The sequence below is a fragment of the Saccharopolyspora elongata genome, from assembly GCF_004348985.1.
Lineage (GTDB): Bacteria > Actinomycetota > Actinomycetes > Mycobacteriales > Pseudonocardiaceae > Saccharopolyspora > Saccharopolyspora elongata.
Genome location: NZ_SMKW01000018.1, coordinates 119,363 through 133,918, shown reverse-complemented (window position 1 = coordinate 133,918; position 14,556 = coordinate 119,363). Strand labels below are relative to the sequence as shown.

The following is a 14,556-nucleotide window of genomic DNA, read 5'->3' as shown; positions in this document are numbered from 1 at the left end:
GCCCACCCCCGACGACCTCGACGAACTGCTCTCCCGCCGCCGCAAGACCAGGTTCTTCCTGGCCCACCCGCGGACCATCGCGGCGTTCGGCCGGGAGTGCAACCGGCGCGGCATCTACCCGGCGACCACCGAGGCGCAGGGCCGCCAGGTGCACGCCTGGCGGGGCGTGCCGATCCTGCCCAGCGACAAGATCCCGATCAGCGATCGCGGCACCAGCTCGATCCTGGCGCTGCGCACCGGCGAGGACGACCACGGCGTCATCGGCCTCCAGCAGACCGGCATCCCCGACCAGTACCGGCCCGGGCTCAACGTCCGGTTCATGGGCATCAGCGAGCAGGCGATCATCTCCTACCTGGTCAGCGCCTACTTCTCCGCCGCGGTCCTGGTCCCCGACGCCCTCGGCGTGCTCGAGAACGTCGAAATCGCCCGCTGACACCGCGTTCGGACGCGGCGAACCACCTCGTGACCGGTGCTCGGAACGAGTCCGGAACACCGCATTTGTTTGTCGAAGGGAAGTCGGATGGCCACGATTCAGCAGGACGCCAACCGGGCGGGTACGGCCTATGAGGCGCTCACGCGCAGCCGCACGATGGTCGAGCCCGCTCTGCGGGCCGCGGTCGACCGGTTGCCCACTCGCATGCAGCAGATATCCGGCTACCACCTCGGCTGGCTGGACGAGCGCGGCAACCCGGTCCGCGCCGACCGGGGCAAGGCGCTGCGGCCCACGATGGTGCTGCTCTCTGCCGCCGCCGTCGGCGGCGATCCCGCTGCTGCGGTTCCCGCGGCCGTCGCGGTGGAGCTGGTGCACAACTTCTCGCTGCTGCACGACGACGTGATGGACGGCGACGTCACGAGGCGACACCGTCCGACGGCGTGGACCGTGTTCGGCAGCGGCCCGGCCATCCTCGCCGGCGACGCCCTGCTGTCGCTGGCCGCCGACGTGCTGGGCGCGTGCCGGCACCCCGAGGCCGCTGCCGCGGTGCGGACGTTGAGCACCGCCGTGCTGAACCTGATCAACGGCCAGACCGCGGACCTCGCCTTCGAGGACCGGCGCAATGTGGAATTGGCAGAGTGCCAGCGGATGGCCCGGGACAAGACCGGGGCGCTGCTGGGCTGCGCCTGCGCGCTGGGCGCGATGTTCGGCGGCGGCTCGGCCGAGCAGATCGCCCGGATGCGCAGCTACGGCGAGCGGCTGGGCCTGGCGTTCCAGCACGTCGACGACCTGCTCGGCATCTGGGGCGATCCGGCCATCACCGGCAAGCCGGTGTTCTCCGATCTGCGCACCCGCAAGAAGACCCTGCCGGTGGTCTCCGCGCTGACCTCCGGCACGCCGGCCGGGCAGCGGCTGGCCGCGATCTACCTCCGCGATCAGCCGCTGTCCGGCAGTGACCTGGCCCAGGCCGCGGAGCTGATCGCGCTGGCGGGCGGCCGCACCTGGAGCCAGCACCAGGCCGACGACCTGCTCGCCTCGGCCCTCAGCGACCTCCGCCGCTGCGACCCGGCGCCGCGCGCGGCCGAAGAACTCGACGCCCTAGCCCACCTGGTGACCCGCCGCGACCACTAGAGAGTGTGCCCAATGCGATTTGCGTAGCGGTGCGGGTAGCGGAACCTCAGGGGCCGCCTCACTCCGGGATCCCCGACTTATTATATGTATGTCCAATACGCGGCGCCGGGGCTGTCCTCGCGAGGCGACCCCTGAGAACCCGCGGCGGCGCAAGCTGAGTCCCTCACCGCAAGCGGCTACCGCCGCTTCAAAGCAGACACTGACGCCCGGTGCCGAACCGGCCGCGGGGCGCGCGGCGGTCCGGTACCGGGGTTCAGCCGACCGACATTGGAGTGCAGTCATGCCGAGTCAACAGCGCACGGTGCTGCTCGCGGCGCCGCGCTCGTTCTGCGCCGGAGTCGACCGCGCCATCGAGATCGTGGAACAGGCGCTCGCGCTCCGCGGCGGCCCGATCTACGTCCGCAAGCAGATCGTGCACAACACGCACGTGGTCGCCGACCTGGAGGACCGCGGCGCCGTGTTCGTCGACGAGCTCGACGCGGTACCCGACGGCGCCACCGTGGTCTTCTCCGCGCACGGCGTTTCCCCTGCCGTGCGGTCGGAAGCGGATCGGCGCGGCCTGGCGGTCATCGACGCGACGTGCCCGCTGGTGGCGAAGGTGCACGCCGAGGCTCGGAGGTTCGCCGGGCGCGGCGACACCCTCGTGTTCATCGGCCACAGTGGACACGAAGAGGTGGAGGGGACGCTCGGCGAGGCGCCCGGCCAGACGGTCCTGGTGGAGTCCGTCGAGGACGTCGCCGAGGTCGAGGTGCCGAACCCGAAGCGGGTGTCGTACCTGACGCAGACCACCCTCGCCGTCGACGAGACGGCCGGCATCGTCGCCGCGCTGCGCGACCGCTTCCCGACGTTGCGCGGCCCGTCGTCGGAGGACATCTGCTACGCCACCACCAACCGGCAGGACGCACTGTCGGCGATCGCCGGGGAGTGCGACCTGGTGCTGGTGGTCGGCTCGGCCAACTCCTCGAACTCGCAGCGCCTGGTGGAACTGGCGCGCCGCCAGGGCACGCCCGCCCACCTCATCGACGACGCCGGCGACATCCAGCCGGCCTGGCTGTCCGGCGTCGGCACGATCGGCCTCACCGCGGGCGCCTCGGCCCCGCCGGGCCTGGTCGAGGACGTCATCGACCACCTCGCCCCGGCCACGGTCATCGAGCACGAGGTGACCCGGGAGAAGGTCCACTTCGAACTCCCGGCACCCCTGCGCTGAGGGGTCGTTCCAGAACGAGGGTGCGGACGCTCGTGAGACCGGGCCGCCTGGACGCAGGGCGACGATTTCGCGCGAAATCGCCGCTTGCCGTGGGGGCGGGTTGGCGATTTCGCGCGAGATCGCCAACCTGTCCGGCACCGGGCGCCTTCGGGAGGAGCCGGCCCGAAGCCTTCCTAGAAGGACCCCCAAGTCACTCCTGCCCTGTGAAGCGCCGGGTTTCCGGCGGTGCCCAGCCGGGATCGCCGCTGCGGGCGAAGCGCACCCACGCACCGTGCATGCACTCGGCCAGCGCCTCGGACGGCTCCGCCGGGCCGAGCAGTCCGCGGGGGCCGCGCAGTGCGGGAAGGTCCAGGCGGTCGAACACGTACGGCAGTTCCACCGCGTGCGCCGCGCCGAGCGATCCGTCCACTGCGGACGATCGCCAGGCGAACTCGTAGGTGTAGGTCGGCCCCCGCCCGTGTGCCGCGTGCGCCTCGGCGAGCCTGCGGCTTCCCTCGCCGAACAGCGCGTCGCCCATGATCGCCGAGCACAGCTCGCCAGGGCTCGCTCGCGGATGCCGCGCCCGGTACCGCGCCACCAGCGCGGCCGGATCGGCGTGCACCCGGGCTGCAACGTCGTGCACGTCATCGTCGGTCGTGGTAGCCATTCTTCCTTGCGGCGCAAGGTAGAGATTGCCCTCCTCGGTGTTCGTGCCGACGATGAGCGCGACCTCGGCACCGGCTCCGTCGGCCACTGCTTCGGCGGGCTGGCGGTCCAGCACCAGGCTGAACGCGCTGAGCCCGAGCAGCGGGTCGAACCGGGTGCTGGTCCGCAGGTCCAAACCGCCGAGCGGCGCGTCGACCAGTGTAAGCCAGTGTTAGATTGCGCGCGTGAAGTTGATGGATTGTGCGCGTGAGCAGGGTGTTTCGTACCGTTCCGCGTTGAACTGGTTCCACGCGGGAACCCTGCCTGTGCCCGCTCGTCAGCTTCCCACCGGCACAATCCTTGTCGAACCGCCAAAAGCCCAGGATGGCCGCACAGTGGCTTACTGCCGGGTGTCCTCAGCGGACCAGAAGGACGATCTCACTCGACAGGCCGGTCGAGTTGCCCAAGTTTGCACCCAGCGGGGTATCACATTGGATGCCACGGTGACCGAGGTCGGCTCTGGACTGAACGGGCATCGTTCGAAGCTTCGAAAAGTGCTGGCCGATCCAGCCGTGACCCGGATTGTGGTTGAGCATCGAGACCGTTTGGCGCGGTTCGGTGTCGAGCACCTGGAAGCCGCCCTATCGGCCGCTGGCCGTGAACTGGTCGTGCTCCACCCGGATGAGGTGAAAGACGATTTGGTGCGCGACATGGTGGAAGTTCTCACCTCCATGCGCGCCCGGTTGTACGGACGCCGGTCGGCTCGGCAACGAGCGGAGCGCGGTGTTCAGTACGCGACCGCTGAGGTGGTCGAGTAGTGGGAGAGACGGTTCTTCAGGCGTACCGGTTTGCGCTTGACCCCACCCCCGAGCAGGAAGCCGCGCTCCGGTCCCACTGTGGTGGACAGCGGTTCGCCTACAACTGGGGATTGGCGCGGATCCGGGCGAACCTGGATCAGCGTTCCGCCGAAAAGGCCTACGGCCTGGACAGCGACGACCTGACCCCACCGTTGTCGTGGTCGGCGTACTCCTTGAGGAAGGACTGGAATCAGGCCAAGAGCGAGGTTGCGCCGTGGTGGGGAGAGAACTCGAAAGAGGCATACTCGTCCGGTTTGGCGAACCTGGCGACCGCGCTGGGCAACTGGGAGGCATCCCGTAACGGCAGGCGAAAAGGCCGCAAGCTGGGGTTCCCCAGGTTCAAGGGTAAGCGAGCAGTGTTGTCGTGCCGGTTTACCACCGGAAGCTTCGGCCTTGTCGATGCTGATCGGCGGCATGTGAAGCTGCCCCGGGTCGGCACCGTGCGTACCCACGAATCGAGCCGGAAACTCGCACGGCACGTCGAGCGAGGTACGGCACGAATCCGGTCGGCCACGGTGTCATACCGGTCAGGTCGCTGGTTCTGCTCGTTCTCTGTGGAGATCCAACGGCAGGACCCGAAGCCTGCCCAGCCCGGTACAGCGGTGGGTGTGGATCTCGGGATCAAGTCCCTCGCCGTGCTCTCCACGGGTGAGGTCATCGCGAACCCGAAACATCTCGAAGTGGCTCTGCGGGAGCTGCGGAGGCTTCAGCGGCAAGCCGCGCGTCGTATCGGCCCAGACAAGAGGGCTCGCCGGAAGCCGTCGAGGCGATGGCGCACAACCCAAGCACGGATCTCGAAGCTGCACGCGAGGGTCGCCAACGCACGCCAGGACGGGCTGCACAAGCTCTCGACCCGGCTGGTGCGCACCTACGGCGCGGTGGTGATCGAGGACCTCAACGTGTCCGGGATGCTGGCCAATCGGAAGCTCGCGCGGCATGTGGCGGGTGTCGGTATGGCCGAACTCCGACGCCAGATCGAGTACAAAGCCGCGTGGGCCGGTGTGCACATGCACGTTGCGGACCGCTGGTATCCGAGCAGTAAGACGTGTTCGGCGTGTGGTGTGGTGAAAGCCAAGCTGCGCCTATCCGAACGCACCTTTGCCTGCGAAGCGTGTGGCCTGGTCCTGGACCGGGACTTCAACGCGGCACACAATCTGGCCGCGCTCGTGGAGCACGAGTACGGTGCGTCTTCGGCAAGTTGTGTCGTGACGGTAAACGAGCCCGATGGAAACCCACGTAAGACGACCCACTTGGGTGCGGCGGGTACTGCCACGGGAAGACCCGGACCACAGCAGCTGATGTTGCTCTAGTCCGGGCCAACGCTCGAGCCGCAAGGCACGGGCTCAGAGAACGTTTTTACACGTTTTCTGAACGGTTGCGGCGGGAAGAACTGGCGCAGCTGGCCGGGGTGAGCGTGTCCTACTACACGCGCCTGGAGCAGGGCCAGTCGGTCAATGCCTCCGACGCGATCCTGGACGCCCTCGCCGGAGCCCTGCGGCTCGACGAGCACGAGCGCGAACACCTCCACCGGCTCGCCGCGCAACGTCCCCGGCCGCAGCGCCGCCCGCCCCTGGAACGGCTCGCCCCCTTGACCCGCGACCTGATGCGGTCGTTCGGGGCCGTGCCCGCGCTGGTCCTCGGCAGGCGGACCGACGTGCTGGCCTGGAACGCGCTGGGCCACGCGCTGCTGGCCGGGCACCTCGACCGAACCGCTCCGGAACGCCCGGCGGACCGGCCGAACCTGGCCCGGATTCTGTTCCTCGACCCGCACACCCGCGACCTCTACGCGGACTGGCAGCGCAAGGCGCGCGCCGTGGTCGGCAACCTCCGGCAGGTCGCGGGGCGGCATCCCGAAGACGCCCTGCTGGCCTCGCTCGTCGGCGAACTGTCCATGAAGAGCCCGGAATTCGCGGCGCTGTGGAGCGATCACCGGGTCAAGCCCTGCGAAGCGGACGAGTACGAACTACGTCATCCGCTGGTGGGCCCGCTCGCGGTCGCGCAGCAGATCCTCGTGCCGGCCCGCTCGCCGGAGCCGTCCGTGGTCGTGGTCACGACCACGGACGGCTCCGGTGCGGAGGACGCGATCAAGCTGCTCGCGATGCGTGCGCGGGATTAGCGCGCGTCTCAGCTCTCCGCGCCGCGCCGGCGGAAGGCGCCGATGATCGCGGCCGCGAGGGCGGCCACGACGAACGACGTGAGCGCGGCACTCATCCACGCCGGGACGGTGAAGCCGAGCGCGTCCCGCAGACCGGTCCACAGCCGGCTCCACCAGCCGAGTTCGCCCGGGTTGATCAGCTGGAACGCCGCGAAGCCCAGGAACCAGGCCAGCAGCATGCCCCAGCGGGACGGCGCCTGCGCGGACAGGTCGTAGCTGCGGCGGCGGCCGTGCAGGAAGTAGTCCACCGCCAGCACGCCGAACATCGGCACGAACACCGAGCCGATCAGCAGCAGGAAGTTCGAGAACTCGGCGATGTCCAGGGTCAGCGCGAGCAGGGTGATCAACGCCCCGATGATCACGCACAGCACCCGGCGGTCGGCGCTGGGCCGCAGGTTCTGGATGGAGACCGCGGTCGAGTAGGTGTTGGCGAAGGACTGGTCGACTTCGCGCAGCACCAGGATGCCGAAGAAGATCACCCCGAGCGGCACCGCCAGCATCGGGTCGAACACCTTGTCCGGGTCGCCGGCCACCATCGCCAGCCCGATCAGCCCCAGCAGGTAGCAGGCGATCTGGGTGACCGAGTAGCCCACCGTCGCGGCGGTGAACGCGCCGGACACCGACTTCGAGTGCCGCGAGTAGTCCGAGGCGACCGGGATCCAGGACACCGCGACCGCCAGCGCGGCGTCCGCGCCGGGCCAGAAGCCCTGCCAGGAACCGGTGTTCATGTCCGGCAGCGGCTGCCGCAGCAGCTGGACGAAGAAGTACACCATCGCGATCGCCACCGCGATGCTGACGTAGCGGCGCAGCAGGCGCAGCGCGCCGAGCGGGCGCAACGTGAGCACGGTGGTCAGCGCACCTGCCACCAGCACGTACAACCAGTGCGGGCCGCCACCGAACAACGCCTCCGCGCCCTGCGCGATCACCAGGAGTTCGAAGGTTCCCCAGCCGATCAGCTGCAGGATGTTCAGCACCGTCGGCAGGTACGACAGCTTGGTGCCGAACAGGCCGCGCAGCAGCATCATCGCCGGGGCGCCGGTACGCGCTCCCGGAACCGCCGCGAGGCCGACCATGATGCTGCCGATCACGGTGCCCACCACGCACGCGGTGACGGCGGCGGCGAACGACAGCTGCGGCACACCGGCCGGCGCGAGCACGGCCAGGGCACCGCTGAAGCCGAGCAGGCTCACCCCGAGGTTGCCCCAGAACGCGCCCTGGTCGAGCACGCCGAGCGTCTTCGGCGCCGGTTCGTCCAGGGTGTGCGGAACTTCGGCACGATCGACGTCAAGCGCCATCAACAGCTCCCTACGCCGGCATTATCCGGACAGGTTCTGCGGTCGGTGGCGCGGTGGTGCCACCCTCTCAGCCCGGTACGCCCGAGCTCCCGCGTGGATTGAGTCGGCGACACCCTACCCCGATCAGGTGACGGATGCCAGCCGGGTCACCGGCGGCGGTTGCCGAACAGGCCGCGGGTGATCTCCCGTCCCAAGGCGCTCGCCGCCGAGCGGAAGAACGACCGCACCGCGGGATTGTCCATCGCCTTCTCCAGGAAACCCGACGCTTTTGACTTTTCCGGCACTTCAGGCTTTTCCGGCGTCTCGGGCGCGACGGCGATCTTCTTCGCCAGGAGTTCGTAGGCGGATTCCCGATCGACGGTCTGCTGGTACTTCCCGTGCAGATCGGACGAAGCGGCGGCGACTCGCACCGCGTCCTCGCCGATCGCGCCCATCAGCGAGCGGGGCGCGCGGAGCCGGGTCCACGCGACCGGCGTCGGCGCACCGGTCTCGGAGAGCACCGTCACGATCGCCTCGCCGATGCCCAGCGACGTCAGCGCCTCGTCGAGCTCGTAGTGCTCGGTCGTCGGGTAGGTCTTCACCGTGCGCGCCAGGGCCTTCTGGTCGTCCGGGGTGAACGCCCGGATGGCGTGCTGGACCCGGGCACCCAGCTGGGAGAGCACCGCGTTGGGCAGGTCGGTGGGCAGCTGCGTGCAGAAGAACACGCCCACCGCCTTGGACCGGATCAGCTTGACGGTCTGCTCGATGCGCTCCAGGAACGCCTTGGACGCGTCGCTGAACAGCAGGTGCGCCTCGTCGAAGAAGAACACCAGCTTCGGCCGGTCCAGGTCGCCGGCCTCCGGCAGCTCCTCGAACAGCTCGGCCAGCAGCCACATCAGGAACGTCGAGTACAGCACCGGGTCGGCCTGCACGTCGTCGAGCTCCAGCAGGTTCACCACGCCCCTGTCGTCGACCTGCCGGAGCAGGTCGGCGACCGCCAGCTCCGGCTCGCCGAAGAACTCGTCCCCGCCCCGGGCCTCCAAATTGGACAGTGCCCGCAGGATCACGCCCGCGCTGGCGGCCGAGACCCCGCCGATGCCCTTGAGCTCGGCCTTCCCCTCGTCGCTGGTCAGATACTGGATCATCGAGCGCAGGTCCTTGATGTCCAGCAGCGCCAGCCCGCGCTCGTCGGCCCAGTGGAAGATCAGGCCCAGCGTCGATTCCTGCGTCGCGTTCAGGCCGAGCACCTTCGCCAGCAGCAGCGGCCCGAAGCCGGTCACGGTCGCGCGGATCGGCACGCCCCGGCCGCCGGTGCCCAGCGACAGGAACTGCACGGGGAACGCCGCGGGCCGCCAGTCGTCGCCGACCTCGGCGGCGCGGGCCGCCACCTTGTCGCCGCCCTCACCAGGAGCGGACAGGCCGGAGAGGTCGCCCTTGACGTCGGCCAGCAGCACCGGCACGCCCGCGTCGGACAGCTGTTCGGCCAGCAGCTGCAGCGTCTTCGTCTTGCCCGTGCCGGTCGCGCCCGCCACCAGGCCGTGCCGGTTCATCGTCGCCAGCGGGATCCGCACGGCGGCAGCGGCATCGACCGAGCCGTCGACGACCACCGCGCCGAGCTCGACCGCCGCGCCTTCGGTCGCGTAGCCCGAAGCGATCTCCTGTGCTGCGTTGCCCGCCACCGCGCCCTCCGCTCCTCGCCGGTTCCCGCCCGCTCGACGCTATGCCGCCGGGTTCCCGCTCGGGCGACTCGCCACCCGGACGAGCGATGCGTCGGCGAGTCCGGCCAGGGCCGGTATTGACCTCGACCTAGGTACAACTCCTAGCCTCGGGAACATCGGAACACGACGAGGAAAGCGAGAACACCATGCCCGTCCAGCTCAACCACACCATCGTCGCCACGTCCGACAAGGTCGCCCACGCGCGGTTCGTGGCCGACCTGCTCGGCCTGCCGGACCCGGAACCGTTCGGCCCGTTCATGTGCGTCCAGACGAGCAACGACGTCACGCTGGACTACCTGGAGACCGACGAGAAGATCGTCCCGCAGCACTACGCGTTCCTGGTCAGCGACGAGGAGTTCGACGAGATCTTCGGGCGGATCAAGGCGCAGGAGCTGCCGTACTGGGCCGACCCGGCGCACCAGGAGTCGGGTGAGATCAACACCCGGGACGGCGGTCGCGGCGTCTACTTCGACGATCCCGACGGCCACGCCCTGGAGATCCTCACCAAGCCCTACGGCAGCGGCCAGTAGCAGATTCCCCCTGGTCAAGCACGGAGAGCGCGTTGGATCGCGGCAGCCGCCCAGCGCGCTCGCGCGCGCGTGCTCCAGGGGATGGGATCTTCCGCCGAATCCGGTTAGAGTGTGGTCAGACCACCTGTCCGGACCATGGCGTTCCCATCGCCGGGCGGTCGAAGACGGAGGAAAGGAGCCACCGTGAGCATGCCCGAACTCGATCGTCTCCGGCAACGGATCGGCGCGGAGGAGGCCCTCGTGGTGGCGTTCTCCGGCGGCGTCGACTCGGCGCTGCTGGCAGCCGTGGCGCACGAGGTGCTCGGTTCGCGGATGCTCGCGGTCACCGCCGTCTCACCCAGCCTCGCCGCCGCCGAACGACGGCAGGCCAAGGAGTTCGCGCGCAGCCGCGGCTTCGCGCACATCGAGGTCTGCACCGACGAGGCAGACCGCCCCGAGTACGCCGCGAACGACGGAAACCGCTGCTACCACTGCAAGTCCGCACTGTTCGACGCTCTGGAGCCGCTGGCGTCCGCCATGGGCGCCGGCATCGCGCTGGGCACCAACCTGGACGACCTCGGCGACCACCGGCCCGGCCAGCAGGCCGCCGCGCAGCGCGGCGTCATCGCGCCGATGGTGGACGCCGGGCTCAGCAAGGAGGCGGTCCGGCGGGCCAGCCAGGAACTCGGACTGTCCACTGCGGACAAACCGGCGGCGGCGTGCCTGGCCTCGCGCGTCGCCTACGGCGACCCGGTGACGCCCGAGGTGCTCGGCCGCATCGAGGAGGCCGAAGCGGCGATCCACCGCCTCGGCTTCGAGGTGTGCCGCGTGCGGGCGCACGGCCAGGGCACGGTGGCCCGGCTGGAGGTCCCGGCGGCCGACATCGACCGGGCCGCGACACGGCGTGAAGAGCTGGACCGCGCGGTGCGCGAGGCCGGTTTCCAGTTCTGCGCGCTGGATCTGGCCGGATTCCGAAGTGGACGGATGAACGTGCTGCTGCCGCTGCTGCCGGCCCGGACCGCGTCATGACTGGGTTCACCGATCTCGGGTACGCGCGGGTCGACACCGACCGGGAATCCCGGCAGGGCCTCCCCGAGGTCGTCTACGCCCCCGGCAAGCAGCCTGCGGAGATCGCCGGCATCGTCGCCGAACTCCTCGCCCGGGGCACCGGCCCGGTGCTGGTGACCCGCGTGGAGGCCGACGTCGCCGCGGAGATCGCGGTGCCCGGCGGCACCTACCACGAGACCGCGCGGCTGCTGGTGTGGCGGCCGGCGGCGGCCGGGGCGTTCCGGGTCTGCATCGCCACCGCGGGCACCTCGGACTGGCCGGTGGCCGCCGAAGCCGAGGCGGTGGCGGCCGCGATCGGGCTGTCCACCGAGGTGGTCCGCGACGTCGGGGTGGCCGGGATCCACCGGCTGCTGGCCGCCCGCGGCGAGCTCGACCGGGCCGACGCGGTGATCGTGGTGGCGGGCATGGAGGGCGCACTGGCCAGCGCCGTCGGCGGGCTGGTGGCCTGCCCGGTGATCGCGGTGCCGACGTCCACCGGTTACGGCGCGGCCCTGGAGGGCGTGACGGCGCTGCTGGCCATGCTGACGTCCTGCGCGGCGGGCCTGACCGTGGTCAACATCGATTCCGGGTTCGGCGCCGCGATGGCCGCGCACCGGCTGGCCCAGGTGGTGGCGAAACCCCGATGATCCTCTGGCTCAACCCCGTCACCGGCGTCTCCGGGGACATGCTGCTCGGCGCGCTGCTCGGCCTCGGCGCGCCGCTGGACCGGGTGCGCGCGGCCGTGGCATCGACCGGGCTGCCGGGCTGGCGGCTGTCCATCGAGCAGGTGCAGGTCAACGGCATCGCGGCGACGAAAGCGGTGGTGGACGTCGACGACACCAGCACCGAACGGCACGCCTCGGAGCTGATCGCGCGAGTCCGGCAGGCCCGGCCCGAACCCGTGGCGGAGCTGGCCGCCGCGGCGATCACGGCGATCGCCGAGGTGGAAGGCGCACTGCACGGCGAGCACCCGGACGACGTGCACCTGCACGAGATCGGCGGGCTGGACACCGTGGTGGACACCGTCGGCGTGGCCGCCGCGCTGCACGCCCTGGGCATCACGGCCGTGCATTCCGCGCCGCTGGCGCTGGGTAGCGGAACGGTGCGGTGCAGCCACGGAGTGCTCCCGGCGCCCGCCCCGGCGACCCTGCGGCTGCTGCGCGGCGCGGCCGTCGTCGGCACCGACCTGCCGGGCGAGACGGTCACGCCGACCGGTGCGGCCCTGCTGCAGGCCATCGGCACCCGCTTCACCCCTCCCCCGGCGATGACCGTGCAGGACACCGCCTACGGCGCGGGCACGCGCCGGTTCCCCCAGCGCCCCAACGTGCTTTCGGCGACGCTCGGGGTTCCGCTGGGCGCCGAACCGGCCGAGCCGATGGTGGTCCTGGAGTGCAATGTGGACGATGTGACCGGCGAGGTGCTGGGACACGTGATCAACCGCGCGCTGGAGCGCGGCGCGGCGGACGCCTGGACGACGCCGGCGACGATGAAGAAGTCCCGCCCGGCCCAGGTGCTGCACGTGCTGTGCCGCCCGGAGCTGGAATCCGGGCTTTCCGATCTGGTGCTGGCGGAAACCGGCAGCCTCGGGATCCGCCGCCACGCGGTGGACCGCCGAGCCCTGCCCCGCCGGACCACGACGGTCACGGTGCAAGGCCACCAGATCCGCATCAAGCACGGCCCCCACCACGCGAAACCGGAGCACGACGACGTCGCCGCGGCAGCGGCTGCCCTGGGCCGCCCCCTCCGAACCGTCGCGGCCGAAGCCCTCGCGGCCGCTGAACCCCTGCAGGGGGAACAAGCGAACGGCCTGTTCACCTCTTCTAACGGTACAAACGGTCCGTTCACCTCACCCGCATAACCGGAGACAGCGGAGCGAACGGACCGTTTGCGCCGTCTAGCGGAGCGAACGGGCCGTTCACTCCGAATCATCCGGTCCGGTGGCATCGAGTTATCCACAGGACACGGACTTATCCACGGATCCGAGAAAGGCCCTGGCGGCGGTAGTCCATTGCGCGCCAAAGTCATTCGCATGCCAAAGCTAACACTGATCGACTGGGATGGGGTTGCGACCCTCGCCAGGCACAAGATCATCACGGCGAGAGAACTGGATCTGCTGGGTGTCCCACGACAAACAGTTCATCGACGAGCAAGCAGAGACGGCCCCTGGACCCGCCTGCTCCCTGGCGTCTTGTTGCTGAGCAACGGCACGCCCACCACCCGCCAGCGGCTGGAGTCCGCACTGCGCTACGCAGGACAAGGCGCGCAGCTGACCGGCCTTCCGGCCGCCGAGCTGCACGGGCTCCAACGGCTGCCGCCGTTCTCGAAGGTGCATGTGCTGATACCGGAGGCACGCAAGCGAGCATCCGCCCGCTACGTGGTGGTCGAACGAACCTCGCGTCTTCCCGAACCGCATATCTGCTCCGGATTTCCGGCAGCACCGCTTGCGCGAGCTGTACTCGACGCGGCACGGAGACTCACCGACATCGACCAGATTCGTGCGCTGCTGGCCGAGCCGGTTCAACGTGGATTAGTCGAGCCGTCGGCCCTCGCCGAAGAGCTGGACGAAGGCTCGGGCCGGGGCACTGCTCGTTGCCGGGTGGTCCTGCGCGAAATGTTCGCCAATGTCCACTCACCCGCGGAGGGCTGGGCATACCGACTGCTGCAGCACAGCGATCTTCCGCAGATGCAATGGAATGTCCGCATTCTCGACCCCACCGGAAAGCTGCTGGGAATCCCCGATGGCTGGTTCGACGACGCCGCGTTGGCGTGGCAGATCGATTCACTCGAATACCACCTGTCACCGGCTGACTACCAGCTCACCGTGCGCCGGCACACGACTATGACAGCAGCCGGGATCGTCGTGGTGCACACGCTCCCATCACAGCTCCGGACCGAACCCCAAAAGGTCCTGGCGGAGCTGCGCAACGCCTATCAGCAGGCGCTGCACCGCCCACGCCCACCCGTCACCGCCGTCACCAGGATCAGATGAAGGAGGTGAACGGCCTGTTCACTCCGCCTATCGAGGTGAACAGGCCGTTCATACCACCGACCGGAGCGTGCTCGGCTGAGGTGAACGGACCGTTTGCTCCGCCAAGCTAGGTGAACAGGCCGTTCACTTCACAGCCTTGAACGGGAGCCGCTAGGGCTTCGGAGCAGCGCGGGGCGCTTGGCGGTGCCAGACTCTCCAGACCATGGACTGGGAGCGAGTACTCGCGTGGGTCGGTGCTTACGAGCGGGCCTGGCGCGCCCCTGGCGTCGACGCGCTCGCCGGGATCTTCTCCCCGGACGCGAGCTACCGGCAGGCCCCCTACCTCGAACCCGTCGTCGGGCTCGCCGCCATCGGGCGGATGTGGGAGGCCGAGCGGGCCGGGCCCGATGAGGAGTTCCAGCTGACGAGCAGCCCCGTGGCGCTCGAAGGCGACACCGCCGTCGTCCGCGTCGAGGTCCGCTACGGCGGTTCGGTGCCGCAGGAGTACCGAGACCTGTGGGTCATCCGGTTCGCCCCGGACGGGACGTGCCGGGCCTTCGAGGAGTGGCCGTTCTGGCCCGACAAGGACTACCGCGCCGCGCCGGGCTGACGCGCCGATTCTTCGCCCAGCGG

Annotated in this window: 14 protein-coding genes, 1 pseudogene and 1 riboswitch; of the genes and pseudogenes, 12 read left to right on the top strand and 3 right to left on the bottom strand. The window is 69.9% G+C overall.

The window, feature by feature from the left end; translation table 11 throughout:
* The 3 genes and pseudogenes from E1288_RS16045 to ispH all read left to right on the top strand — a co-directional run.
* Positions 1–433 (top strand): annotated as a pseudogene (locus tag E1288_RS16045) (Crp/Fnr family transcriptional regulator); the annotation flags it as partial.
* An 87-nt stretch (positions 434–520) separates the two neighbouring features.
* Positions 521–1,564 (top strand): family 2 encapsulin nanocompartment cargo protein polyprenyl transferase, encoded by a 1,044-nt coding sequence (locus E1288_RS16040; RefSeq protein ID WP_132485814.1) that lies wholly within the window; start codon positions 521–523, stop codon positions 1,562–1,564.
* A 280-nt stretch (positions 1,565–1,844) separates the two neighbouring features.
* Complete coding sequence (gene ispH / locus E1288_RS16035; RefSeq protein ID WP_132485812.1) at positions 1,845–2,771, top strand: 4-hydroxy-3-methylbut-2-enyl diphosphate reductase; 927 nt, start codon at positions 1,845–1,847, stop codon at positions 2,769–2,771.
* A 190-nt stretch (positions 2,772–2,961) separates the two neighbouring features.
* Here the strand turns inward: ispH and E1288_RS16030 are convergent, their stop codons facing one another.
* Entirely contained in the window at positions 2,962–3,591 is a 630-nt protein-coding gene (locus E1288_RS16030) for a carboxylesterase family protein (RefSeq protein WP_207954372.1), read from the bottom strand.
* A gap of 49 nt (positions 3,592–3,640) precedes the next feature.
* On the opposite strand from E1288_RS16030, the gene E1288_RS16025 reads away from it, so the two are divergent.
* The 3 genes from E1288_RS16025 (at position 3,641) to E1288_RS16015 (ending at position 6,368) form a co-directional block, all read left to right on the top strand.
* Positions 3,641–4,213, top strand: coding sequence for an IS607 family transposase (locus E1288_RS16025; RefSeq protein WP_132485808.1), 573 nt, complete (start codon positions 3,641–3,643; stop codon positions 4,211–4,213).
* Entirely contained in the window at positions 4,213–5,562 is a 1,350-nt protein-coding gene (gene tnpB / locus E1288_RS16020; protein WP_132485806.1) for an IS607 family element RNA-guided endonuclease TnpB, read from the top strand. The genes E1288_RS16025 and tnpB overlap by 1 nt, the downstream gene beginning before the upstream one ends.
* Positions 5,563–5,627: 65 nt before the next feature.
* The gene (locus tag E1288_RS16015; protein WP_235883583.1) at positions 5,628–6,368 is read left to right on the top strand and encodes a helix-turn-helix transcriptional regulator; all 741 of its coding nucleotides are present in this window, start codon (positions 5,628–5,630) and stop codon (positions 6,366–6,368) included.
* Between the two features lie 8 nt (positions 6,369–6,376).
* Here E1288_RS16015 and E1288_RS16010 read toward each other — a convergent pair whose 3' ends face one another.
* Positions 6,377–7,702 carry a purine-cytosine permease family protein gene (locus E1288_RS16010; RefSeq protein ID WP_132485804.1) on the bottom strand — a complete coding sequence of 442 codons (1,326 nt, stop codon included), beginning with the start codon at positions 7,700–7,702 and terminating at the stop codon, positions 6,377–6,379.
* A riboswitch (TPP riboswitch) is annotated at positions 7,693–7,805 on the bottom strand. (Overlaps the previous gene by 10 nt.)
* A gap of 43 nt (positions 7,806–7,848) precedes the next feature.
* A complete protein-coding gene (locus E1288_RS16005; protein WP_132485802.1) occupies positions 7,849–9,360 on the bottom strand; it encodes a helicase HerA-like domain-containing protein in 1,512 nt (503 codons plus the stop codon).
* A gap of 185 nt (positions 9,361–9,545) precedes the next feature.
* Here E1288_RS16005 and E1288_RS16000 point away from each other — a divergent pair, with 185 nt between their 5' ends.
* The 6 genes from E1288_RS16000 to E1288_RS15975 all read left to right on the top strand — a co-directional run bounded on the left by E1288_RS16000 (position 9,546) and on the right by E1288_RS15975 (position 14,533).
* Entirely contained in the window at positions 9,546–9,929 is a 384-nt protein-coding gene (locus tag E1288_RS16000; RefSeq protein ID WP_132485800.1) for a VOC family protein, read from the top strand.
* A 189-nt stretch (positions 9,930–10,118) separates the two neighbouring features.
* Positions 10,119–10,937: an ATP-dependent sacrificial sulfur transferase LarE gene (gene larE, locus E1288_RS15995; protein WP_132485832.1), complete on the top strand. Its 819-nt coding sequence runs from the start codon at positions 10,119–10,121 to the stop codon at positions 10,935–10,937.
* Positions 10,934–11,602 (top strand): nickel pincer cofactor biosynthesis protein LarB, encoded by a 669-nt coding sequence (larB, locus tag E1288_RS15990; RefSeq protein WP_132485799.1) that lies wholly within the window; start codon positions 10,934–10,936, stop codon positions 11,600–11,602. Before larE ends, larB begins: the two co-directional genes overlap by 4 nt.
* Positions 11,599–12,813, top strand: coding sequence for a nickel pincer cofactor biosynthesis protein LarC (gene larC, locus E1288_RS15985; protein WP_132485797.1), 1,215 nt, complete (start codon positions 11,599–11,601; stop codon positions 12,811–12,813). Before larB ends, larC begins: the two co-directional genes overlap by 4 nt.
* A 171-nt stretch (positions 12,814–12,984) precedes the next feature.
* Positions 12,985–13,944, top strand: a complete 960-nt coding sequence (locus tag E1288_RS15980) for a hypothetical protein (protein WP_235883582.1) — start codon at positions 12,985–12,987, stop codon at positions 13,942–13,944.
* Between the two features lie 202 nt (positions 13,945–14,146).
* Positions 14,147–14,533 carry a YybH family protein gene (locus E1288_RS15975; protein ID WP_132485795.1) on the top strand — a complete coding sequence of 129 codons (387 nt, stop codon included), beginning with the start codon at positions 14,147–14,149 and terminating at the stop codon, positions 14,531–14,533.
* Positions 14,534–14,556: the final 23 nt, after the last annotated feature.